Annotated in this window: 26 protein-coding genes and 1 pseudogene; 10 read left to right on the top strand and 17 right to left on the bottom strand. The window is 47.2% G+C overall.

What is annotated here, in order from left to right:
• The first annotated feature begins 143 nt into the window (after positions 1-143).
• The 3 genes from D515_RS03790 to D515_RS03800 all read left to right on the top strand — a co-directional run bounded on the left by D515_RS03790 (position 144) and on the right by D515_RS03800 (position 2,885).
• Positions 144-1,823, top strand: coding sequence for an LruC domain-containing protein (locus D515_RS03790; protein WP_002536132.1), 1,680 nt, complete (start codon positions 144-146; stop codon positions 1,821-1,823).
• Positions 1,824-1,827: 4 nt separating this feature from the next.
• The gene (locus D515_RS03795) at positions 1,828-2,307 is read left to right on the top strand and encodes a hypothetical protein (RefSeq protein WP_002536134.1); all 480 of its coding nucleotides are present in this window, start codon (positions 1,828-1,830) and stop codon (positions 2,305-2,307) included.
• Positions 2,308-2,381: 74 nt separating this feature from the next.
• The gene (locus D515_RS03800; RefSeq protein ID WP_002536136.1) at positions 2,382-2,885 is read left to right on the top strand and encodes a GNAT family N-acetyltransferase; all 504 of its coding nucleotides are present in this window, start codon (positions 2,382-2,384) and stop codon (positions 2,883-2,885) included.
• Here D515_RS03800 and D515_RS03805 read toward each other — a convergent pair.
• The 8 genes and pseudogenes from D515_RS03805 to D515_RS03835 form a co-directional block, all read right to left on the bottom strand.
• On the bottom strand, positions 2,880-3,353 hold the full coding sequence (locus D515_RS03805) for an NYN domain-containing protein (RefSeq protein WP_002536138.1): 474 nt from the start codon (positions 3,351-3,353) through the stop codon (positions 2,880-2,882). The two genes, D515_RS03800 and D515_RS03805, sit on opposite strands and share 6 nt — an antisense overlap.
• Before the next feature lie 61 nt (positions 3,354-3,414).
• On the bottom strand, positions 3,415-3,798 hold the full coding sequence (locus D515_RS03810; protein ID WP_039849563.1) for an MAPEG family protein: 384 nt from the start codon (positions 3,796-3,798) through the stop codon (positions 3,415-3,417).
• 24 nt (positions 3,799-3,822) lie between these two features.
• Positions 3,823-4,677 (bottom strand): alpha/beta hydrolase, encoded by an 855-nt coding sequence (locus tag D515_RS03815; RefSeq protein ID WP_002536143.1) that lies wholly within the window; start codon positions 4,675-4,677, stop codon positions 3,823-3,825.
• An 82-nt stretch (positions 4,678-4,759) separates the two neighbouring features.
• The gene (locus tag D515_RS03820) at positions 4,760-5,350 is read right to left on the bottom strand and encodes a TetR/AcrR family transcriptional regulator (RefSeq protein WP_002536145.1); all 591 of its coding nucleotides are present in this window, start codon (positions 5,348-5,350) and stop codon (positions 4,760-4,762) included.
• 201 nt (positions 5,351-5,551) lie between these two features.
• Positions 5,552-6,040, bottom strand: coding sequence for an anthrone oxygenase family protein (locus D515_RS03825; RefSeq protein ID WP_002536148.1), 489 nt, complete (start codon positions 6,038-6,040; stop codon positions 5,552-5,554).
• A 72-nt stretch (positions 6,041-6,112) separates the two neighbouring features.
• The gene (locus tag D515_RS03830) at positions 6,113-6,664 is read right to left on the bottom strand and encodes a Crp/Fnr family transcriptional regulator (protein ID WP_152442340.1); all 552 of its coding nucleotides are present in this window, start codon (positions 6,662-6,664) and stop codon (positions 6,113-6,115) included.
• Positions 6,665-6,736: 72 nt separating this feature from the next.
• Positions 6,737-6,856, bottom strand: a pseudogene (locus D515_RS25165) (TetR/AcrR family transcriptional regulator); the annotation flags it as partial.
• Positions 6,857-6,964: 108 nt separating this feature from the next.
• Positions 6,965-7,486, bottom strand: coding sequence for a GNAT family N-acetyltransferase (locus D515_RS03835; RefSeq protein ID WP_039849593.1), 522 nt, complete (start codon positions 7,484-7,486; stop codon positions 6,965-6,967).
• A gap of 198 nt (positions 7,487-7,684) precedes the next feature.
• On the opposite strand from D515_RS03835, the gene D515_RS03840 reads away from it, so the two are divergent.
• Both D515_RS03840 and D515_RS03845 read left to right on the top strand, forming a co-directional pair.
• Positions 7,685-7,990: a hypothetical protein gene (locus D515_RS03840; RefSeq protein ID WP_002536154.1), complete on the top strand. Its 306-nt coding sequence runs from the start codon at positions 7,685-7,687 to the stop codon at positions 7,988-7,990.
• Between the two features lie 449 nt (positions 7,991-8,439).
• Entirely contained in the window at positions 8,440-9,780 is a 1,341-nt protein-coding gene (locus D515_RS03845; RefSeq protein ID WP_002536156.1) for a calcium-binding protein, read from the top strand.
• Positions 9,781-9,842: 62 nt separating this feature from the next.
• Here the strand turns inward: D515_RS03845 and D515_RS03850 are convergent, their stop codons facing one another.
• Positions 9,843-10,475 carry a flavin reductase family protein gene (locus tag D515_RS03850; RefSeq protein ID WP_002536158.1) on the bottom strand — a complete coding sequence of 211 codons (633 nt, stop codon included), beginning with the start codon at positions 10,473-10,475 and terminating at the stop codon, positions 9,843-9,845.
• Positions 10,476-10,901: 426 nt separating this feature from the next.
• Here D515_RS03850 and D515_RS03855 point away from each other — a divergent pair, with 426 nt between their 5' ends.
• Complete coding sequence (locus D515_RS03855; RefSeq protein ID WP_002536160.1) at positions 10,902-11,555, top strand: heme-binding beta-barrel domain-containing protein; 654 nt, start codon at positions 10,902-10,904, stop codon at positions 11,553-11,555.
• A 50-nt stretch (positions 11,556-11,605) separates the two neighbouring features.
• Here the strand turns inward: D515_RS03855 and D515_RS03860 are convergent, their stop codons facing one another.
• The gene (locus D515_RS03860) at positions 11,606-12,505 is read right to left on the bottom strand and encodes a pyridoxal-phosphate dependent enzyme (protein ID WP_002536162.1); all 900 of its coding nucleotides are present in this window, start codon (positions 12,503-12,505) and stop codon (positions 11,606-11,608) included.
• A 157-nt stretch (positions 12,506-12,662) separates the two neighbouring features.
• Between D515_RS03860 and D515_RS03865 the strand changes: the two genes are divergently transcribed.
• Positions 12,663-13,034 (top strand): zinc ribbon domain-containing protein, encoded by a 372-nt coding sequence (locus D515_RS03865; protein ID WP_002536163.1) that lies wholly within the window; start codon positions 12,663-12,665, stop codon positions 13,032-13,034.
• Positions 13,035-13,056: 22 nt separating this feature from the next.
• On the opposite strand, the gene D515_RS03870 is transcribed toward D515_RS03865, so the two are convergent.
• A complete protein-coding gene (locus tag D515_RS03870) occupies positions 13,057-13,521 on the bottom strand; it encodes an Lrp/AsnC family transcriptional regulator (RefSeq protein WP_002536165.1) in 465 nt (154 codons plus the stop codon).
• Positions 13,522-13,668: 147 nt separating this feature from the next.
• On the opposite strand from D515_RS03870, the gene D515_RS03875 reads away from it, so the two are divergent.
• Together D515_RS03875 and D515_RS03880 are read left to right on the top strand one after the other, a co-directional pair.
• Positions 13,669-14,634: a hypothetical protein gene (locus tag D515_RS03875; RefSeq protein ID WP_002536166.1), complete on the top strand. Its 966-nt coding sequence runs from the start codon at positions 13,669-13,671 to the stop codon at positions 14,632-14,634.
• A 241-nt stretch (positions 14,635-14,875) separates the two neighbouring features.
• A complete protein-coding gene (locus tag D515_RS03880; RefSeq protein WP_039849565.1) occupies positions 14,876-15,697 on the top strand; it encodes a c-type cytochrome in 822 nt (273 codons plus the stop codon).
• A 49-nt stretch (positions 15,698-15,746) separates the two neighbouring features.
• Here D515_RS03880 and D515_RS03885 read toward each other — a convergent pair whose 3' ends face one another.
• A complete protein-coding gene (locus D515_RS03885; protein WP_002536170.1) occupies positions 15,747-16,322 on the bottom strand; it encodes a redoxin domain-containing protein in 576 nt (191 codons plus the stop codon).
• A gap of 133 nt (positions 16,323-16,455) precedes the next feature.
• Between D515_RS03885 and catB the strand changes: the two genes are divergently transcribed.
• Positions 16,456-17,085 (top strand): type B chloramphenicol O-acetyltransferase, encoded by a 630-nt coding sequence (gene catB, locus D515_RS03890; RefSeq protein WP_002536171.1) that lies wholly within the window; start codon positions 16,456-16,458, stop codon positions 17,083-17,085.
• Positions 17,086-17,116: 31 nt separating this feature from the next.
• On the opposite strand, the gene phnP is transcribed toward catB, so the two are convergent.
• The 5 genes from phnP to phnL all read right to left on the bottom strand — a co-directional run bounded on the left by phnP (position 17,117) and on the right by phnL (position 21,065).
• Positions 17,117-17,875, bottom strand: coding sequence for a phosphonate metabolism protein PhnP (gene phnP / locus D515_RS03895; protein WP_039849566.1), 759 nt, complete (start codon positions 17,873-17,875; stop codon positions 17,117-17,119).
• Between the two features lie 64 nt (positions 17,876-17,939).
• A complete protein-coding gene (locus tag D515_RS03900; RefSeq protein ID WP_039849567.1) occupies positions 17,940-18,602 on the bottom strand; it encodes a DapH/DapD/GlmU-related protein in 663 nt (220 codons plus the stop codon).
• Entirely contained in the window at positions 18,595-19,170 is a 576-nt protein-coding gene (gene phnN / locus D515_RS03905; RefSeq protein WP_002536176.1) for a ribose 1,5-bisphosphokinase, read from the bottom strand. The genes D515_RS03900 and phnN overlap by 8 nt, the downstream gene beginning before the upstream one ends.
• A 20-nt stretch (positions 19,171-19,190) precedes the next feature.
• Positions 19,191-20,327 carry an alpha-D-ribose 1-methylphosphonate 5-triphosphate diphosphatase gene (gene phnM, locus D515_RS03910; protein WP_002536177.1) on the bottom strand — a complete coding sequence of 379 codons (1,137 nt, stop codon included), beginning with the start codon at positions 20,325-20,327 and terminating at the stop codon, positions 19,191-19,193.
• A gap of 15 nt (positions 20,328-20,342) precedes the next feature.
• Complete coding sequence (gene phnL / locus D515_RS03915; RefSeq protein WP_002536179.1) at positions 20,343-21,065, bottom strand: phosphonate C-P lyase system protein PhnL; 723 nt, start codon at positions 21,063-21,065, stop codon at positions 20,343-20,345.
• Position 21,066: the final 1 nt, after the last annotated feature.

Below are 21,066 nucleotides of genomic sequence, written 5' to 3' on the forward strand. Positions count from 1 at the left end.
TATCGACAATCATCACTATTCTCAAATTGATGCATCCTTTCTTACCTACACGCCTAAAACATCTAACTCTTTAATTTTAAACACAAATAATTCAGGCATTGTTTTTGCTGAGTCCTCTTAAGAATTCACTTTGGAGGCTAGGTATGTTGTTGAGAAAAATGCTTATTACTGGAGGGTGCATAGTCAGCACTTTTACGTATGCATTAACCGCAAATGATTTGGTTTTTGAGTCAGGCGCCGACTCAAGCAACTATTCATCGCTGGGTACGCCAAGTGATGTTTATTCAATCGCTGACCAACTGCCGCAAGATACACTCGATAACGTTTATTCGATGCTCCCTGAAGGTAGCGTGGTTAATCCCGATTTTATCGACAGCGGTAAATACTCCAGTATCGACATCGATGATGAATTAGGTGGGGCTGCATACGCCACCGCTCGCGTCACTTTCCTCAACGAAGGTGCAGGTTACCGCAACGTGCTTGGCTATTTTGTTTACGAAACAGCAAACCCACCGGCCTCGATAGATGACATTGCTACACACACGATCATCTTTCCAAACGCTTCCAAACCTAATCAGGGGGAGCTACAGGAGGGAGATACTATCGACCTTAGTGTTCAGCTGACAGCGGGGCAAACATTGGGATTCTTTATACTCTCGAATGGTTGGGGAGGCAGCTATAACAACATCCCGTCATTGGGCCGATTCGGTACACCCTTCTACAGTTTTCCGGAACTAAACCCAGAAACCACCGCTGAGTGGCGCAGACATAATGTCGCTTTTATCGACACCCAGAATGAATTTCTGGTGCTGGGATTTGAAGATATTCAACGCCCCCAAGGGGATAATGATTTCAACGACCTCATCTTTACCGTTGAGGTGACGCCGTTTCAAGCGATCGATGGTGTGAATCCTGATGGTTCAACCGATTCAAAGTATGAAGTTCTGACTCAAAACAATGACCCAGACATCACTATCACCTCTGTGTATCCAAGCTCAAATGGTTATGCGACTGTCGCCTTCGAAGATAATTGGCCAATTATGGGCGATTACGACTTTAACGATGTCGTCATGCGCTACCGAATCACAGAAACACTGAATGGCCAACGTGAACTGAAAAGCTTCTCAGCGGATTACAACCTGCAAGCGATGGGAGCAGGTTATTCAAATGGCTTTGCACTGCATTTGCCAAACGTTGACCCATCAAATATTGCTTCAGTTTCCTTAACACGTAATGGTCAAGCTGTTTCCCACACAGTGCAACAAGCTAATCCCGGAGAAACGGTTCTGATCATTTCGGAAAATGTTAGAGAGGATGTGGATAGTCTCGGTGTGCTTTCTGAAGGTTGTCCTTACTATCGTACTCAAACTGCTTGTTTGGATTCCCAAACGAGCAGGCTGGATTATCAACTTAGCGTTGAACTAACAACGCCCGTAGCTCGTGCTGTCGTTGGCTACCCCCCCTATGACCCGTTTATCTTTGCCACAGACGGGATTTACCACGGTGACTTTACTGACACCCCTCCCGGGATAAGTTGGCAACTGCACCTTAAACAATTCTCCGGCACCAGCGATATGAACAACGCCTTTTTTAATACAAATGACGATAGCTCTGGCGGTTCAGAATCCTTCTTGACCAGCAACAACATGCCATGGTCAATCAACATCAGGGATGAATGGAGTCACCCAACCGAAGACACTGACATAAGCCACGCTTTCACTACGTTTGCCGACTGGGTTACCAGCAGCGGAGAATCGAACATCAGTTGGTATTCCACAGCGACATCCGGAAAAGTCGTTGCCCCATTGGCAGATGAGGAATAAGAAGATGAACATAACACTCAAACGTATGACTCTAATCGCCCTGCCATTGTTTCTCACCGCTTGTGGCGGCGGAGGTGGCGGAGATACCTCTACGGGGAGTGGCGGCTCAGGAAGCAGCGATGTGTCTAGCTCTTCCCCCACAACATCACTCGTTAATACAGAAGACATTGTTGCGGCGCGCGCTTTTAAATTCTGCATCGGTGACGCTATCCAACTCAGTGTGAATTACAGCGGTTCGACGCCTGGAGCACTGCATGTCTATTCACAGGCGGATTACGTACACGCTAATGGTGATGTTGATGTGGATCCACTGTCGAGGTTGACCACAATATATCCCGACCTGACCACGACGGTTGATATCGAGATTAACGGTAATTGGGAGCAAATATATGCGCGCTGGGTACCAATGAGCAGCTCAGAGCTGGAACAAACTTTTGTCGTCACGCTCAATCAAGCAAGTGGTGCTTACGTCATTTCATTCTGAGCAAATCGTTTTATCTCAACCAGCTATAATCATAAGAGCCCTTACTTTAAGGGCTCTTTTTTTGGGGAAACACAATGCAACTACCCATACTCAGCACCTCTCGATTAACGCTCAGAAACCTTAACGAGAATGATGCAGGCTTTATCAATCGACTTTATAACACCGACGGTTTTCTTCAGTTTGTTGGGGATAAGAATATCCGAAGCAATATTGATGCGGCAGTGTATCTTCGCTCAACCTTACTGCCGATGCACGGCACCCCCAATATGGGCTTATTGGCTGTAGAGCTTAAAAATCATGAACCTATAGGTGTATGCGGGTTGATTGATAGAGACAACTTAGACGGCATTGATCTGGGGTTTGGATTCTTTCCAGAACATCACGGGAAAGGCTATGCGAAAGAAGCGGCAATCGCTGTTTTGGAGATGGCTAAGGAATCTTTGGCATTGACCGAAGTCGTCGCCATCACACTCGAAACCAACAAACGTTGTTTGAAACTGCTGAAAAGTCTCGGGTTCAAAAAGGCAACAGCCGCGCACCCAGAACCCGAAGTCATGCTATTGAGGTTAACGTTATAGAAGTAGGTCTTCTTCAATGCGGATAAAACGGTCAACGCTGTTGATCAATGAATTAGCGGTAAGCATCGGCACACCAAACACAATCGCTTCTTTGCCGTAGCGCTCACGCACTTTATTCATCAGCAAGTCAAAGTCTCCATCACCGGAAAGCAGGATAATGGTATCAACCTCGGGTGCCGTTTCCATCACATCAATCGCGATACCAACATCCCAATCGCCTTTGGTACTGCCGTCACTGCGTTGAATAAAAGGTTTGAGTTTTACTTCAAAACCAATATGGCGAAGGGCATCCTGAAACTTGATTTGCTGATCGTCATCGCGACGGATCGCATAAGCGTTAGCCACTACGACATCCCCCAACTCCTGAAGCTGTTGCCAAAGTTTTCGATAGTTAAACTGGCGGCCGTAGGCTTGGCGGGTGGTGTAATAGATATTTTGAACATCTGCGAATACAGCGATTTTCTTCAAAGGAAGTTCCGATGTGCTTATTGAGGGACAAAGCCAGAATAACACACCATGGTAATAATATTTAGAATATACCTAGATATAGCGCCCATAGTGCTGACGCTATCAACACCAAGAAGGTCAGCAACATACCGTAGACGCGAAACTTCAACGGCTCATTGGGCTGGCTCACCGCGTAAGCGTGAAGTAATCGACCGACCAGCAGTGTAATGCCGAGCACATGAAGATATGGGCTTTGCTGTTCAAGCTGGAGTTCCACCATCAACAACAGCAGCAAAGCGAACGGGACATACTCGGCGAAGTTACCGTGAGCGCGAATGGCTTTGTTCAGCAACTTTTCGTTCCCATCACCCAAGGCCACCTTATATCCTCTGCGGAACTTAATGACCCTCATTGCCAAGTAAATAAATACCAAACAAAGCAGCGCAGCATAGATAGGTGTGATCATGAGTTTCCCTTCCCAATGACTGATTTAGATAAGCGGCCCGGCCACTTTTGAAAACGCTTCTTTTAACGGAGCACTTTTCAATACACGCCCATGCCCTAGCCCTTCTGTTTCCACCAAGGTGACATGGTCATAAATGGTCGCTTCTTTTGACACCCCAAATGGCGCAAAACGGTCACCTTTGTCATGAACAATCACAACCGGAGATTGGCGTTGACCCAACTTAACGAAGGGATCGATATCTTCAATACGGACGTTGTATTCCTGCCCGACAGAAGCAATCACCTCTTTGAACAGTTTCATGGAGTAACCCGACGCTTCAATGGTGCCAAATAGGTTGTCCCAGTATTTGAGTACTGGTGCCACGAGAATAATTGGCTTGCCTTGCAATGAAGGATGCTCGCTTTCCAGCAAGGTTGCTCCTCCCATTGAGTGCGCCACGACACCTTCTATCTTTTCCTGTTGGTTGAGAATGTCATCCAAAGCGCAGAGGAAAGCGGGAATACTCCCTTCTTTGCCTTCACTTTTGCCATGTCCTGGGTGGTCATAAGCCAACGCGGTAAAGCCAGCTTCAGCAATGTATTCCATCAACGGAAAAAACTGATTTGAAGACCCTGACCAGCCGTGTGTCAGCACCCAAGTTGGCCCAGTTCCCAACTTGTATGTCATCATTTTACCTTGTGCCGTTGGTACCGCTTCCACCACCATTCCCTCAGGCATTGGATTGGTTTCGCGTCCTTTTGCCGGTGTTAGAAATAGACGACGGGCAGTTTTAAGTGCATGCTTCGGGGCTATAGTGTGATGAAGCCTGCTGGCAACACTCAAAGCGCCACGTTTAAAGCTGAACCGGTTATTATTGCCAAAGTAGATTTTGCTACTCATGGATGTCCCTCATCATTATCGAACGGTCGTGCTATTCCATCTCAAAGAAAAAGCAGACTCGGTATGCATCTGCTTCCACCAATTATTTTCTGACTTTATTGAACAGGCCATCAATTCCTGTCCAAAACCTTTTCGCCCCTTCAGATTCAAGTTTCAACGTTCTAAACAGATGGCTACTCAGGTACAAACCATAAAGCTCATAAACGGTTTGCCAACAATCCAAATCTTCGCGGAACTCACCAGACTCAATCCCTTTCTCGAATTGAATATGCAAATAGTTCAGCCACTTCTTAATTGTTCCTTCCAACGCCTGCTGCATTGGGTCTTCTTCGTCGTGGCTTTCACGCCACGCATCCAAAAACATGCAGCTTCCCTGAAACGAGCTATTCCAGGTCAACCAGTTATCTAGCATATGGCGAATTTTCGCTTCAATGCTGGGGTGCGACGCTTCACGGCAAGGCACGATGATGCGGGCAGCGAAGCACTCGCCAGCAAACATCACGACAGCCGCCTGTAAATTACTGCGCGAGTTAAAATGTGCAAACAACCCGCTTTTGGACATACCCACCCGCTTGGCAAGTTCGCCAATAGTGAGGCTTTCCAACCCTTCCCGACTCGCCATTTCAAAGGCAACTGTCAGTATCTGTTCCCGCGTCTGTTTTTTCTTGCTCATTTTACAACTCTCAAGCATCTAAAAAAATAGCCAGTTCTGTGTGATGAATCTGCCGGGCACAATCCGCAACCCATCGAGGCTTAATCCTTGCTCATTGGGAAAGTCATCCAATCCCCTAATACTATCAAAATCAGCAGATTGATAAGACCAGTGCTAAGGCTTATCACCGACGGTTAACCCTATCATGCCCATAGAGACAGCCTACCGCGCTCGTCCGTCCGATGTGACAAACTCCCTCAGAAGCAACGCTCCGATAAATACAACTATCGAAACGATGGATCTGAAAAAATTGGCGCGATTCCATTCTTCTCTCACAACTTCCCAGTCTGTTGGTAGCAGAGAAGGGTCCCACGACTCGGTGTAGTAATTAAGTGGAAGATTTACAAAACGGGTAAACACAATAATTCCCAAGATGTAAGTCAGAGCAATCAGCAACCAACCTAAACTTATCATGGTTTGTTTTTCCTTAAACCAATAAACCCCCGTTACCAAAGGCAGCAATCCCGCGCCAAAGAAACAAACAAAAAAAGCTGTATGCCTGACGTTTTGGTTAAAGAGAGATTGGACACTGGCATAGGTCTCACCATCGACCTCAAGCATCGCCATATTCACATTGAAGCTGTATGTAGCAAAAAAGCCAGCCATCAACCCCAACAATATCGTTGAGCTCACGCCAAGTACCTTGTTCATTTCACTTGCTCCTTACTGCTCACCATTTTCTAGTCAGAGCAAGTGTGTATCAACAAACGGTTGTGCTCCTTATCATTTGGTAAGTTGGCGTTTAATTCTCGAAAGAGATTCAGGAGTCATTCCCAGATAACTGGCTAGATGGAAGTCTGGCACATTTTCAATCCAGTCCGGCTTGGTTTTAAACAGCTTCTTGTACCGCTCTGTTGCATTTAGGTGTAGCCAATCTCTTTCCCTCTCGAGTTTTGAGTTGAGCAATCTTTCAACCCAAAGTAACGTAAAGCGACGCCACTCTTCCTCATCAAAATGTTTCTGGAAAAATTCCACCTTCCATGAAACAACGTCAAGATCAGTCAAAGCTTCAATGAAAAAGCCACTAGGGGAGTTTCTTAATTGCTCTGAAACTGGCCAGAGAAAATCTCCCATCAGGAAGAACGCTTTGTTGTGCTCGCGTCCATCTATATCTATGTAATACATTCGAATGGCCCCTCTTTGAAGCCAGTAGCAATGATCCCAGACATTTGACGCTGAAAGTAATATTGTCCCGCTAGAAACTCTGAGGTCATTACCACTGCTTTCCAAGTGTGTTCTCACATCAATAGGCAGATTAACAAATGGGGACTTCATTCTTACTCATCCTAGACACGACAAAAAAAGGACCAAAACCAATTACACTCTTTTTCCATCCAGAGCAATAATTTTGGACATACCCACCTGCTTGGCAAGTTCGCCAATAGTGAGGCTTTCCAACCCTTCCCGACTCGCCATTTCAAAGGCAACTGTCAGTATCTGTTCCCGCGTCTGTTTTTTCTTGCTCATTTTACGACTCTCAAGCATCTAAAAATAAAATTAGCACGAACGTTCGATAAATCAATCACTGAATTCGCTGGTCAGAGTAGTCGATGCTACCCATCGGTAAAGCTCACATCATTTGAGATACCGACTCATTACAAGGGTATCCCACTGGCGGCCTGCAAAAGTAACATCCCCCGCACGACGTTCAATTTCGGTCATCCCCATTTTCTGACACAAGCGAATAGCAGCTTTGTTTTCAGCGATCGTTTCCGCATAAAGCTGCTGAATGTCGAGAGACTCAACACCATATGCCACCAAGGCTGTCATCGCTTCTTCTGCCAATCCTGAGTGATGAAACTCACGCGACAAACCGCACCCTACTGACGCTTTTCCTGGCTGTTCTAACCTGAGCCCTACCGTTCCCATAAACTGGCCCGTTTCTTTATCGCAGACCGCCAACTGATAATGCGTGCGTGGTATCGAGATCGCTTGCTCTTGAAACAAAGCCACCAAATATTCTGCTTTCTCTGCGCTAACATCATCAGGCGAATAGAAACGTTGATACTTCCCATCTTGGGTCATGCTGAAATAGTCAGGTAAATCCTCTTTGAGAAAATCCCGAAGCTTTAACCTTGGCGTGAATAATTCAAACACTTCAAACAACCCGTTCCGTGACTAATGGGAAAGAATTTCTTTCCAGTAATACTATCAAAATCAGCATGCTGGTTAAGGCCTCATTCAGTTATCCCTTTGAGTCTTAACCCTTCCTAAACGCGATGCAGTTAACACTTTTAGACTCAATCTTTCATTGCTAACGTGATTTGGCATCAACGCACTTATGAGGAAAAAACAATGAAAAAGGTCCTTGCTACATTGCTTCTTAGCCTTGCTGCCTCTCCTGCTTTTGCGGCCAATACGGAGATTAAAGTTACGCCGGTGCACGGCGGTGCTTTTGTCAAAGTCACCCAAAACGGTCAACCTTTTGAAGGTGCTGAAGTCATTACCAGCTCCGATCTGCTTGGCTCTAAACTCACAGATGAATACGGCCGGGCATTCTTTTCAGCATCGCCACAAATTACCCAACGGGTTGAATTCAGCATTACCGATGCCGATGGATACACAGCGAGCCAAAAGCGCACGATTGAACGAAACGGTTAAAGTGCGCCCCCGCCGCGTCTTTTGCGCGGCGTGGGTATTGTCTGACTATTTATTCATCACATTAAGCGCTACAAAAGTACCAGCCGCCAGTTTCATTCTTTTTCCATTAAAAGCATAAAATTAGGCCTATCTAAATTGTGTATAACTTTCCACACCTAAAGCCAAGCCTAAATTAGCTTTGTGTTTTTCGAATATTCATCACAATTTCTGTCAAAACCGCTCCGTTACGAGCCATGTCAGCCATACAACGGCATTTATTTCCACACTAATCCTAGATGAATTATTTCTACCTCCCCCAAGGTAATTATCATGATAAATACCTTAACATTCCCTATTTTGTCTCACCACAAAGACAGGTCAAACAGTGAGAGATGGCATTATTCCCCACCACGTGAAAGCGGTTTCTCCACGTTAGCATTTCAATCTCTCAAAATAAGGAATAGGAACCTATGGCGAATATCATCAACGGAACCGAAAACGAAGACATCATTGAAGGCACAGACGGAGTCGATTTCATCTATGGCCATGGTGGTAACGACTACATCCAAGGCTGGGATGGAACAGATTACATCTACGGTGGTGATGGCGATGACACGGTTATCGGAGGCGATGGAACAGACGAAGTACACGGTGATGCGGGTAACGACTGGGTACGTGGTGGCCTTTTGAATGATAACCTGTTTGGCGATTCTGGCGATGACCGTGTTGAAGGTTTCGATGGTGACGACAACCTTTACGGCGGTACCGGGAATGACGACCTCTATGGTGGCAAAGGCAAGGACAATGTTTACGGTGGCGATGGCAATGACCGCGCAAGAGGTAATGAAGGTGATGACTTCGTTAGCGGCGGAAAAGGCGACGACATCTTATTCGGTAACACGGGCAATGACGTGCTCGAAGGCGACGAAGGTCATGACGTACTTTGGGGTAACGAAGGTACCGACAAACTAGACGGCGGATTGGGCAACGACAAACTCTTCGGTGGCGAAGGCGATGATCTGCTTTATGGTAAAGACGGCGACGACCTTTTGGAAGGTGGTGATGGCCACGACGAAATCTACGGTGGTTTGAACAACGACTATCTCGACGGTGGCAATGGCAATGACATGCTTAACGGTGGCTACGGTAACGATGAACTCCATGGCGGCCTGGGCAATGACGAACTGTATGGACGTGGCGATGACGATCAAGTCTTTGGTGGCGCAGGCGATGACTATGTCAGTGGTGGCCTGGGTAACGACTTCGTCAATGGCGGTTCCGGTAACGACACCATTTTGGGTGAAGAAGGCGATGACCACCTGATCGGGCTTGAAGGTAGTGACACCATCTATGGCGGTCTCGGCAATGACTTCATCGACGGCCACACTGAGAACGATATCCTCTACGGCTGGTCAGGCAATGACACCCTGCGAGGTGGCTTAGGCGACGACAAACTGTTCGGTGAAGCAGATAACGACAAGCTTTACGGTCACGACGGACTGGATCGCCTGAATGGCGGTGGCGGTGACGACTATCTGGATGGCGGCGTGGGTCGTGACATCCTGACTGGTGGCGCTGGCCGCGACACCTTCTTCTTTAATAACAGCAGTGAAAACGACATCATTCTCGACTTCAATGGCAACCTGGACACCATTGCAATTCAGAAGACGCTGGCAACACGAATGTCAGACATCAACATTCGTCAATCTGGTGAAGACGTGATCATGACATTTGATAAAGCACCAACCAAGATCGTGCTGGATAAGTTCAGCGCAAACGATCTGGATGCATCTATGTTTGATTTCGTATAAACCTTAAAACCTAAAAGCGGAGGTTTCCCCTCCGCTTTTCTCTTTTACAGCCAGATGCTTTCTCAGTCGATAACATCTGGTTTCTTGTCTGGCTTCGCGTAGCTCAGTCGCCCTAACCTGTTGGTGACGTGGTAGCTATCTAGTCCGGAAACAGCCACGGTTTCCAGCGCTTCAATATCGATATACCCATCATGCGCAATCACATCGTCTTCCACCAGCACATGGTTGATTTCACCAATCACTAATACTGTACCGTTGATCTCCAGTGTTTGTGATTCTCTCAACACCAGCGAGTATTTCAGTCGGCTTTCTGCGACGAAAGGTGCTTTGGCTTCATCAACCCATTCGGGTGTCAAACCAACCTCATCAAACTCTGAGACTTGCTGCTCATAACGTGCTGAAGTTTGGTGGGCTTCCCTCCAAATCTCTACGTTGACCTGATTGATAGTGTATTCGCCAAGTTCGAGAATATTTTCCAACGTGTCTCGGGTGACAGTATGAGGACGCATGATCATTCCCACCAAAGGCGGGTTGGCTCCAATGTGGAAAACGGAGCTTACGATCGCGAGATTATGATTGCCCTTTCCATCCGTTGTACCAATAAGATTTGCGCTTTTGAAACCGGAAAGACTGTTAATGAGCTTGGCGCGATACCTGTCTTCAAGCTGTCTGAGCGCTTCGATGTTGAAATGCATGATGGCCTCTCGTTGTCATATTTGCCTTTCAATACCAGATTAACGCCCATTTCGATCAATTATTCCGTCTCCAGAATTGCACTTTCCCTTGTTAACTCTATGTTAACCTCGCCCCTGCGAATGCTAGATTTATGGGCATAACCTCTCACTATCATCGTCTACTCAATGAAAGTTCTCAATAACAACCAAATATTCTGAATTTTACTGATTATTATTGATTTTCCGGTTTTGTTTCATCGCAAATAAACTGATGGTATTGGTCTATCTCTGACTACATTCTTTGTCATCACTTCCCTAGGATCTACTCGCCTGTTCCAACTCGCACAACTCAACAACCCACGCATTTTAGCGCTCACAAGCTACGCAGGGGTGGAGTGAAGAAAATACCCAACGGAAAGCTTGGGCTTAACAAATAAGGAAGCAATAATGAGCAAGACCACAATCAAAGTCGCGCTGCTGTCATTGGCTGTTTCAGCTAGCGCTACATCTTATGCTGAGGACAAAGCAACTAATCAAGAAGGCGTGATAGACGGCATCAACTTCGGCCCATTGGCACAGTTAGTCGGCACCTGGAAAAGCACTGAACAAGGTGGCGTCGATGTCGCCCCTGCTCAGTCGGGAACAGAAAATGGCAAAGGTGCGCCTGCTGCTACACCACTGTACGAAGTGATGACATTTGAAGTTGCCGCTGATGCCACCAATGCCAGCGAACAGTATCTGGCTGCGATTTACTACAAACAGGAAGTGTTCCGTAAAGCCGACGACACCAAATTCCATGACCAGCGCGGCTATCTGATTTACGACCACAAAAATCAGACCGTTTACAACTCTTTCTGTGTGCCTCGCGCGACTTGCGTTGTAGCAGAAGGTAAAGCAGGTAACGACATGACTCTGGTTGCTTCTGGGGATGGCATCGCTCAGTCTGACTTTATGGCCAACAATGCCAGCACCAAAGACTTCACCATGAACATCAAAATCGATGGCGACAAGCTGACTTACACTGAGACAGTTAAGCTCGATATCTACGGAAAGCCTTTCTCACATTCAGACAGTGACACACTGATTCGCGTCAACAACTAACAAAAACGCCCTCCGGTATGGAGGGCGTTTTCTTAAAACTCTCAGCAACGTCATTCACCGTACTTTCGTTGGTATCTCGGCAGCATGCTCTCGTTGCCGATAATGCCCCCTTGATGAATATAGAGCAGCGTCTTGTTCTTATTAACCAGTAACCATTCGCTCAGACATCGCCACATCAAAGGGTCGTACAACAAATCAAACTCAACCCCGGTCTGTTCCAGTAAGGCTTTCCATATTTGGTAATCTTGACGATATAGTTTTCCGAAATGATGCTTAGACGGTGTCTCTAATACCGCAGGGAAACACGTTTCACCAAGCTCCCTGAACTGCTCAACCAAATAGTCTTTTCCCCCCACACACGGGCAGGTCAGAACTTCAATACCATGTGCTTTCAAATGCTTGTGTAAAAACAACGCGGTGGTTCCGGTTCCTGACGGCAGCGCTACACAGACATTATCCATGTGATTGGATTGCACCCACTCCAAAATCTCTTTTGCCAACGTCGCCACGCCCCGCTCTGCAATGGGAGAACGCCCACCTTCTGGCACATATAAACATCCCTCGCCAAGCCGGTTTGCATGAATGTAATCATGGGGATGAATAGGCTCATCCGTCAGCGCTGACACTGCAATCACTTCCGCGCCCAGCTCCAACGCGATGCGATAGTTACCAATTGGGTTATCCTTCAACCAATCTGGTATACGGTCGACATAAAACTCCAGCTGCCAGTCTTTCATCTTTGCCAATGCTGCCAGCGAAAGCAGTGAATTTGCCTGCGGAGAACCATAGCCAATCAGATGGGTAACACCCTTGTCTTCCAGTTCCAATAACGCCATCAATTTGCGCGCTTTGTTGCCAGAAAAATGTGGGTGGAGCTGGTCGTCGCGTTTAAGGAAGAAAGAATAACCTTCAAAGCGATGTTGCGTGATGGGAGTTTGGGAGAGTTTCATCATTGCTGAACTTGTTTGGTGAAGGTTACATCATATCTCAGTTTGCCCACCGTATAACTGCCACTTCTTACGAATGTATACTTTCTATTCAAACTTTAACGATATGATGAGATAACGACCTAAACAAACGTCGAGCGAAATGGAAAAGGAGTACTCGATGTCAAATTTCCTATGGACTATCTTTCAGTCGGGACAAATTGGACGAAACCATTCAACAGCGACTCAAGCCTCTGTCAAATCTGAGCGCAATGCCAGCGACGTAAATTACCTAGAAGACAGGTTAGACACCCTGTCTCTTGCCAATCAAGCCATGTGGGAATTGCTGTCCAACCATCTCGGTTATACCGAGAATGATCTTCTGAAGAAAATGGAAGAAATAGACATGAGAGATGGCGTGCTGGATGGGAAGATCACCGTATCTGCTGTTAAAAATTGCCCGGAATGCGGACATACCATCAGAAAGCGCAGGGCAAACTGCTACTGGTGTGGCGCGGCATTAAAGGGACCGACAACATTTTCCGAAGCGTAGATGGGTTTTGGGGACGCGTTATCTATTCCCCCAACCCAATTGCCGTCTCAAACTTCACCTGACGCATCGCGACTGATGTGTGGAACTTCCGGATATTCAGGTCAGTGTGCAGCACTCGCTCGACAAACGCTTCATAGGCTTTGATATCCGGTACATTGACGATCAAAACAAAATCATAGCTTCCGGAAGTCTGGTAACACTGGGTCACTTCTGGCGCTTTTAGAATCGAAGCGCGGAAAAGCTGGTAGATTTCCCTGCGGTCGCGCTCCATTTCCACAGAAACAATCATGGTCATTTTCACGCCCGCTAAGTCCGGGTTAAGAATCGACACATCTTTCGCGATAACACCTTCATCACGAAGTCGCTTTACCCGTTTCAAACAAGCAGGGGGAGACAGCCCCACCCGCTCAGCCAGTTCAACGTTTGCAATACGGTTATCAGTTTGAAGTGCCATCAAAATACGCTTGTCGATACGGTCGATTTCCATATTTCTTCACTATCCATTTTCTGAGCCCTAAATTTCTTATACACCCAAACAAAAGAAATAAACAGCCAATTATCCCCACCAAATGGAAATTTAGTCACACCGAAACGGTTTAGTATTAAGTTTCTCAGCAGCACAAGGAGGTGGGATATGAAACCAGTTGTGAATTTTTTCCAGAGAACGTTAGCTGACAGCATCAATGTTGCAATCACACTTTATAAGGTCATGATTCCTACCATCATCGTGGTAAAGATCTTCGAGGAGTTCGGCGGCGTGGTCTGGTTTTCCAATTTCATCGCGCCTCTAATGAATTCAGTTGGCCTTCCCAGTGAAATGGGCTTGGTCTGGGCGACCGCTATCTTTGTGAATATATACTCTGCCCTTGTCGTTCTTATAAACACTGATGTCACCATGTCAGTAGCCCAAGCTTCCATTCTAAGCTGCATGATCTTGCTTGCGCACTCAATGCCAATTGAAGTCGGGCTCGCCAAGAAATCCGGTGTTTCTGTCTGGTGGAGCATTCTTACCCGTGTTGGCGGTGCATTGCTTCTTGGCTGGCTCTTACATTTGACATATAGCGCAACGGGATCGCTGCAAGAACAGGCACAAATCATCTGGCAACCCTCTATGGAAACAGACACGTCGCTTGTAGCCTGGGGGATTAGTCAGCTCCAGAATTTGATTTTGGTCTTCGTGATTATCGTCGCCTTGATATTCGTACTAAATATTCTCAAGGTAATAGGTATTGAAAAACTTATCGCCAAGGCACTAAGCCCTTTCCTTCGTTTGCTTGGCATCAGCAAAGAGGCCACGAATCTGACGCTGATTGGTATAACTTTGGGTCTTTCATATGGAGGTGGCCTGCTCATCAATGAGGCCAAGAAGGGACATATACCGCCTCGGGATATATTTACAGCCATTACTTTGCTCGGGCTACTGCACAGCCTGATCGAAGATACCCTCTTGATGCTGGTGATTGGTGCTGACTTTACTGCCATCTTCTGGGGAAGATTGGTCTTTGCATTGGTTTTAGTGGGTGTTGTATCCAGACTAATGCGACTGATCGATGGCAAACGCTATGAGCGCCTTTTCTACCGCTCCGTTGCGACTGCTTAGTCTACTCAAATAGGGGGAGTTTCTCCCCCTTACATCTTACCTTCCCCAATTAATGCCTACCCTTTTTGTCTTTTTTATAAATAAAGACCATATAATCTTGACAATATTCACCTTCACTCATAACACTCCGAAAAATTAATTTGATCAGTTTCAAAGTAGCCAATTAAATATCAATACAATCAATCTGTAAGACTACTATCAAAATGAAACCAAACAGGATGTTCAATAAAAAGGTGACAATATGTTCAGGTTCGTTTTTGCAATATTGCTAGGTTTTATTTCGTTCCAGAGTTCAGCAGATGACCGAAAGTTAGAATTCATTCTTAAAGATGGACCGCAGCTACTCTTTGAGAAAACAGTAGGCATTGATCAGATGGAAGCATCTGCGGCTCAACGCTTACTGTCGTTTCAGTCTCCCGTTTACAACAAGCCAATGGCTTACGAAGGTCTGTCCTTCAAAGATGTTGCAAGCCAGGTCGGCGTTGACTTCAGCAAAGTAGAAGAAATCAAGTTTGTCGCGTTGGATGGCTTTGTCGCCACTTGGTCTAAAGGCACAACGAAAAGCCCGTTGGTCGTGGTGACTGGCGAGCAAGGTACTGAAGGGAAATTCACCGACATTGGTGAAGGCAAAGAGACGCTCAATCCTGGGCCATTTTATGTCATGACGACAGATCCTAAAGAATATAACAATTGGATATGGCCGTTTCAGGTTTATAAGATAGAGCTTAATTATCAAGCGCCAAAACCGGATTATTACCCTTCGGGAGCGGAAGATAAACCCGTTATTATGGCCGGATACAATGCATTCAAATCCACATGTATTTCTTGCCATTCTATTAATCTGGAAGGTGGCGACATTGGCCCGGAATTAAATATTCCCAAAAATATTACTGAATATAGAGATATCGAGTACTTAAAGGCTTTCATTAAGAATCCGAACTCATATCGAGCCAAATCTCGGATGTTGACGTTTGAACATCTTTCCGATCAGCAGTTGAATGAGCTTATCGAATATATGGCTTATATGGGCTCATTGAAAATGCTTGATAAGATTAACGAGTGAAACCAAAAGAGCCGGCCACGTGTCGGCTCTTAACTTCAGGTAGTTTGACTTACACCTTGCAACCATGCTCGTCACACCCATTATGATCATCGACAGTCTTGCCGTCCTGACTATGAGTGCTTACAGTCTGGCTTTCTGCCTCAGCGTTTGCTCCCTCTTCCAGCAGCGAACCAATAAGCGCTCCCACCTGCATATCACTCAGCATACCGAAATGGTTAAGCCTGAGTTTGCCATGCTGATCCAGAATAAGAAGCGTCGGCGTTCCACCAAACTGATAGCGATCCATGGTCTTTGGGATTGGGTTGTGTTCACTGGGTTGATCAATCGCTACAGGAAACTGAATGCGATATTCATGAATAAACGCCCTCAATGCATCCGGAATCATCACATCGTGATGCTCAAAAACAGAATGCAGACCAATGACCTGAACGCCTGAGTCCGAGAATGTACTCTGAATGTTCTTTGCCAGTGGCAGTCCATGGGAAATACAACCAGGGCACAGCATTTGAAATACATAGATGACAACGACTTTCCCCAGATATTCATTAAGTTCGATAGGTCGCTCCGTATTCAACCATTCACTAGCGGTCAGCTTGAAAGTCTGACCGGATAATACACTCGACATATTTTCCTCCCATCAATATTGGTTTCGATACGAAACCAATATATCTTTCTGCAGATACTCACGTCAAGTTTCCTTTGGTTGTCCGATATCTCAGGAGTATCATTCTCGCGCAGCAACTTCAGTGAAAAAGACCATGAACTATTTCGAATCGCCTTTTGTTGGTAAGCCCATCGCTGAGCAGCTTACCAATCCAAATATCATCGTCGGAAGACACAGTTACTACTCAGGTTATTACCATGGGCATAGTTTTGACGATTGCGCTCGTTATTTGATGCCCAACCGCCATGATGTCGACAAGCTCATCATTGGCAGTTTCTGTTCCATTGGCTCCGGCGCAGTATTTATGATGGCGGGCAACCAAGGCCACAGATCGGATTGGGTCAGTACCTTCCCGTTTTTCTATCAGGACAATGAGAACTTTACTGGTGCCGAAGACGGCTTCAAACGCGCCGGTGATACAGTGATCGGTAACGATGTTTGGATTGGTTCAGAAGCCATGATTATGGCAGGCGTAAAGATTGGTGACGGTGCCATCATTGCCAGTCGCGCGCTGGTGACGAAAGATGTCTCACCTTACGAAGTGGTGGGTTCCAACCCTGCCAAGCACATCAAGTTCCGGTTCAGTGAGCCTGAAATACAAATGCTGATGGAAATGCAATGGTGGAACTGGAGCGATGAGCAATTGAAGGGCTGTATGGATTTGATGTGCTCTTCAGACATTGAGGGGCTATACAAATATTGGCAGACCCAAATTACCAATTAGCGCTTTAGTTCAAAAGGGCGAGAAATCGCCCTTATATCTCCATCCCTTCCCTGCCAATTTCCATCCAGTCAGGTATCCCGTTATCCATTAACCAGCAATCCAGTTCATGACCAATGTGGGTGATGATCAGTTCTTTCGGCTGGAGCTTTTCATAAACCTGCCAGGCCGCTTCAACGTTTCCGTGGTTTGAGCCCTCGTGCTCGGGCGGAAATGAGCAATCGAGAATCAACGCGTCCAGTTGCGTTAACGAGGCGAGGAAATCAAGCGTTTGGGCTGGCAGTCCGTCTGTATCGGTGAGGTAAGCAATACTTTTTGGCCCATATTCCAGCAGGTAACCAACAGTCGGCCGCGAGTGTCTGAGTTGAAGTGGGGTAACACGCAGTCCATTAATGTTGACCACATCACCATGGTTCATTTCCGGCAGAAATCTCAGGCAGCCAGGGTGCTTGAGAAGATCAGCACAGCCTTGCTCATCATCTGGACACCACACAGGGATGGACGATGGGTTGCCCCACCTTAAATGAAAAAGACCTTGAACATGGTCCACATGAAAATGCGTAAGCAAAAAGCCATGGTAGGTGCCTGCGGGAAAGCGCTCGTGCAAGTCCATCAGGCCTGCATCAATTAATAGTCTTTCTCGGGTGCTCCCTCTGCCCCATTCCACCATTGCGGAGCAGGGTTTTCGCTCAAATGCAGTGTGCTCTCTGGCCCGCCGACACGCCCCACATTCACATCCATACAGGGGAACGCCCCCTGCCGCCCCTGTCCCTAACAAGGTCACTCTCAACATTAATCCTTCCATGCACAAAAAAGTTGGGTATGTACCCAACTTTATACCCTTTAAATTTTGACAGTCAGTGGCGCTTCTCTACTGCTTCAAGAAAGGCTTCGGCACTTTGCTGAAAGTATGGAAAATACTGCCTGATTTTCTCTTCCGGCCAATCCCACCAGCACAGGCTTTCCAACTTTCTCGCGGTGTCTGGATTTTCAAACCTTGACCGCAACATCTTCGCTGGATTACCAACCACAATGGTATAGCTTTGCACATTTTTGGTGACTACGCTGCCTGCGCCGATGATCGCACCATCTCCGACGCTGACGCCGGGGAGAATGATGACACCATGCCCAATCCAGACATCATTCCCAATCGTCACCCGGTTTTCCGCCCGCCAGTCGAATACCTCTGCATCCTTGTCTGAGCCGGCCTGATGGAGATCTTCCATTCCATATTTTCCGGGACGATAGGTAAAGTGATGTAACGTCGGCCGCCACCAAGGGTGGTTGCCGGGATTAATCCGAACCTTTGAAGCAATCGAGGTGAACTTACCAATGTCAGTGTTCGCCACTTCACTGTCGGGACCAATATAGCTGAAGTCTTGCAGTGCAACATGTTCCAATAATGTACGTTCCCCGACTTCAGTCCATCGCCCGAGCACCGAGTCAGTTACCACAGCATCGCGACAAATTGTTGCCTCTTCATGCAAAGTGAGATTTGTGTCAATGTGATGCTCATCCATGGTGATTGCCTCCGTTTTCGTTGCAGAGTGCGATATCTAATTCACAAGCAAACTGAGCAATGGTGTCTTCAAGTTTCCCGCTGTTGTTGAGATGAATCGCATCGGCTGGGCGCACTGCATCATAGTGAATGGCGCGTTCCAATCGCTGGGCAATTTGTTCTACGCTTTCTCTGCCCCGGGCTTCGAGACGTTCTCTGAGTGCATCAGGGTTGACTGAGATCCACACCACTTCCAACTGTTCTCCAAATACCCCTCTGGCGAAGGGTAGATACGCGCGAGAACCATTCACCATCACATCCATGCCCGACGCCAACCAAGTTTCCACTTCACGCCCCACCCCATAGCGCAGTCCGTTCGCTCGCCAGTGCATGGAAAACAGTTCTTGCTTGATACGAAGATCAAATTCGTCGTCTGACAAGGCAACATGATTTTCACTGCCAGCAGAAGCAGGCCGTGTAATGTAACGATGCGCCACCATTAGCCTGTCGCAGAAGCGCTCTCTGGCGGCATTGATCAGCGAATCCTTCCCCGCCCCAGAAGCACCAAGCACATAAAACAGCTTTGCCATTTTCTTGTCCTGCCTTTGGGTTAAAACACGCGGCGCCCTTGACGCCAGACCTGCTCCACATAAGGCTGATCGTAATGACGCTCTACGAGCAACAAATCTGCCCGCATGCCCTCTTTAATGATGCCGCGATCTGAAAGGCTAAGCGCGGACGCAGGGTTACGTGTCGCTAGGCATGTCGCAGAGGGCAGATCCAGCGCATTGCGCTCATCATCTGCAAGACGGAAAACCGCATCCAACAAACTGCCAGGGAAATAATCAGACGACAGTGCATCTAACACGCCCAACGACGCCAGCTCATGCGCTGCGACATTGCCTGAGTGCGAGCCACCACGAACCACGTTGGGCGCTCCCATCATGACTTTCAAACCAAGTTCGTGGGAACGTTGCGCCGCTTCAACGGTAGTAGGAAATTCCGCTAAAACCAGTCCCAAAGCACGGGATTCTTCAACATGGGCACGGGTCGCATCGTCATGGCTTGCAAGAGGGATATTTCGCTCATGGCATAGGCTTGCAATGGCTCGTCGGTTTAGGTCTGACCATATCGCAGACTTTTCACGCTGGTCCTGTTCGAATGCGGCCATTTCCTCGTCATTGAGATTGTATTTACCCTGATAGTATTCGTAATACTTGGTGAGATTCACGAACTGGCGCTGACCCGGAGAGTGGTCCATCAGGGACACCATATGGGTCTGATCCAAGTCCAGATAAAGCTTAGCTAAATCAACCGTCGTCTCGTGGGGCAACTCACAACGGATATGAACGAAATGCTCAGCGCGATTCAAACCTCTTTCGCCACTTTGGACAATGGTATTGATCATCTTGTCGAGGTTATCCTGACGATGACCACCATCGCGCACATCACCGACTGCAATTGCATCCAGAACCGTTGTGATACCAGCTCCGATAAGTTGCGCATCATGCGCTGCCATGGCCGAGAATGCAGGCCAGCTGACCTTTGGTCGCGGCGTGAAGTACTTTTCCAGATTGTCGGTATGCAGCTCAATTAGCCCCGGCATCAACCATCCCTGATTGCCATCTACTGCTCCTGGCTGATAGCTGGGCGAATCAGACATGGCGCGAATGATGCCGTTCTCAACTTCTAACGAGCCATTAACGACTTCGTCTTCCAACACCAGTTGAACATTGGTAATGATCATTATCGCTTCCTTCCCTTAAGCCAGTTTCAATGTGGCGGTTGAAATGTCGTAGAACTTATCTGCTACTTGCTGGCGGACGTATTCGTCGTGAAATATGCCAACAATTGCGGCGCCCCGTTGCTTGGCTTCCAGAATGAGTTCAATCACGACATCACGGTTCTTTTCATCCAGTGATGCCGTCGGTTCGTCCAGCAACAAAATGGGTGATTCAACGATAAATCCGCGTGCAATGTTCACCCGTTGCTGTTCACCACCAGAAAATGTCGCGGGTGCCAAATGCCATAGGTGTTCAGGCACGTTGAGTCGTTTCAACAACGCCCCAGCCTTTTGCCGTGACGTTTCTTTGCACTCCCCTTGCTCCACCAGAGGCTGCGCAACTACATCCAGTGCACTGATGCGGGGAATAACACGCAGAAACTGGCTCACCCAACCCAAGGTGTTTTTGCGAACATCCAGAATGTCGCGGGGCAGCGCACTGGCAATATCCACCCAATGCTCGCCTTGCGTTGTATTTTGGTGTCGTACCTTAATTTCGCCGTTATCAACGAGGTAGTTCGCATATAGCGCGCGGAGCAAGGTACTCTTTCCTGCACCGGAACGGCCCAGCAGTACAACGCATTCCCCTTTGTCGACAGAGAAACTGGAGTCCGCAAGCACGGAGAGCTTTGCACTGCCTTGATTGTGAAGAACGAAAGTCTTACTGACATTCGACACGCTTAACATGGTTGTGTTTGTCATG

The sequence above is a fragment of the Grimontia indica genome, from assembly GCF_000333895.2.
GTDB lineage: Bacteria > Pseudomonadota > Gammaproteobacteria > Enterobacterales > Vibrionaceae > Enterovibrio > Enterovibrio indicus.

Bases quoted from the DNA above. Each gene is read 5' to 3' on its own strand.
- D515_RS03790 (WP_002536132.1), top strand. From the start codon at position 144: ATGTTGTTGAGAAAAATGCTTATTACTGGAGGGTGCATAGTCAGCACT.
- D515_RS03795 (WP_002536134.1), top strand. From the start codon at position 1,828: ATGAACATAACACTCAAACGTATGACTCTAATCGCCCTGCCATTGTTT.
- D515_RS03800 (WP_002536136.1), top strand. From the start codon at position 2,382: ATGCAACTACCCATACTCAGCACCTCTCGATTAACGCTCAGAAACCTT.
- D515_RS03810 (WP_039849563.1), bottom strand. From the start codon at position 3,798: ATGATCACACCTATCTATGCTGCGCTGCTTTGTTTGGTATTTATTTAC.
- D515_RS03815 (WP_002536143.1), bottom strand. From the start codon at position 4,677: ATGAGTAGCAAAATCTACTTTGGCAATAATAACCGGTTCAGCTTTAAA.
- D515_RS03820 (WP_002536145.1), bottom strand. From the start codon at position 5,350: ATGAGCAAGAAAAAACAGACGCGGGAACAGATACTGACAGTTGCCTTT.
- D515_RS03825 (WP_002536148.1), bottom strand. From the start codon at position 6,040: ATGAACAAGGTACTTGGCGTGAGCTCAACGATATTGTTGGGGTTGATG.
- D515_RS03830 (WP_152442340.1), bottom strand. From the start codon at position 6,664: ATGAAGTCCCCATTTGTTAATCTGCCTATTGATGTGAGAACACACTTG.
- D515_RS03840 (WP_002536154.1), top strand. From the start codon at position 7,685: ATGAAAAAGGTCCTTGCTACATTGCTTCTTAGCCTTGCTGCCTCTCCT.
- D515_RS03845 (WP_002536156.1), top strand. From the start codon at position 8,440: ATGGCGAATATCATCAACGGAACCGAAAACGAAGACATCATTGAAGGC.
- D515_RS03850 (WP_002536158.1), bottom strand. From the start codon at position 10,475: ATGCATTTCAACATCGAAGCGCTCAGACAGCTTGAAGACAGGTATCGC.
- D515_RS03855 (WP_002536160.1), top strand. From the start codon at position 10,902: ATGAGCAAGACCACAATCAAAGTCGCGCTGCTGTCATTGGCTGTTTCA.
- D515_RS03860 (WP_002536162.1), bottom strand. From the start codon at position 12,505: ATGAAACTCTCCCAAACTCCCATCACGCAACATCGCTTTGAAGGTTAT.
- D515_RS03865 (WP_002536163.1), top strand. From the start codon at position 12,663: ATGTCAAATTTCCTATGGACTATCTTTCAGTCGGGACAAATTGGACGA.
- D515_RS03870 (WP_002536165.1), bottom strand. From the start codon at position 13,521: ATGGAAATCGACCGTATCGACAAGCGTATTTTGATGGCACTTCAAACT.
- D515_RS03875 (WP_002536166.1), top strand. From the start codon at position 13,669: ATGAAACCAGTTGTGAATTTTTTCCAGAGAACGTTAGCTGACAGCATC.
- D515_RS03880 (WP_039849565.1), top strand. From the start codon at position 14,876: ATGTTCAGGTTCGTTTTTGCAATATTGCTAGGTTTTATTTCGTTCCAG.
- D515_RS03885 (WP_002536170.1), bottom strand. From the start codon at position 16,322: ATGTCGAGTGTATTATCCGGTCAGACTTTCAAGCTGACCGCTAGTGAA.
- catB (WP_002536171.1), top strand. From the start codon at position 16,456: ATGAACTATTTCGAATCGCCTTTTGTTGGTAAGCCCATCGCTGAGCAG.
- phnP (WP_039849566.1), bottom strand. From the start codon at position 17,875: ATGTTGAGAGTGACCTTGTTAGGGACAGGGGCGGCAGGGGGCGTTCCC.
- D515_RS03900 (WP_039849567.1), bottom strand. From the start codon at position 18,602: ATGGATGAGCATCACATTGACACAAATCTCACTTTGCATGAAGAGGCA.
- phnN (WP_002536176.1), bottom strand. From the start codon at position 19,170: ATGGCAAAGCTGTTTTATGTGCTTGGTGCTTCTGGGGCGGGGAAGGAT.
- phnM (WP_002536177.1), bottom strand. From the start codon at position 20,327: ATGATCATTACCAATGTTCAACTGGTGTTGGAAGACGAAGTCGTTAAT.
- phnL (WP_002536179.1), bottom strand. From the start codon at position 21,065: ATGACAAACACAACCATGTTAAGCGTGTCGAATGTCAGTAAGACTTTC.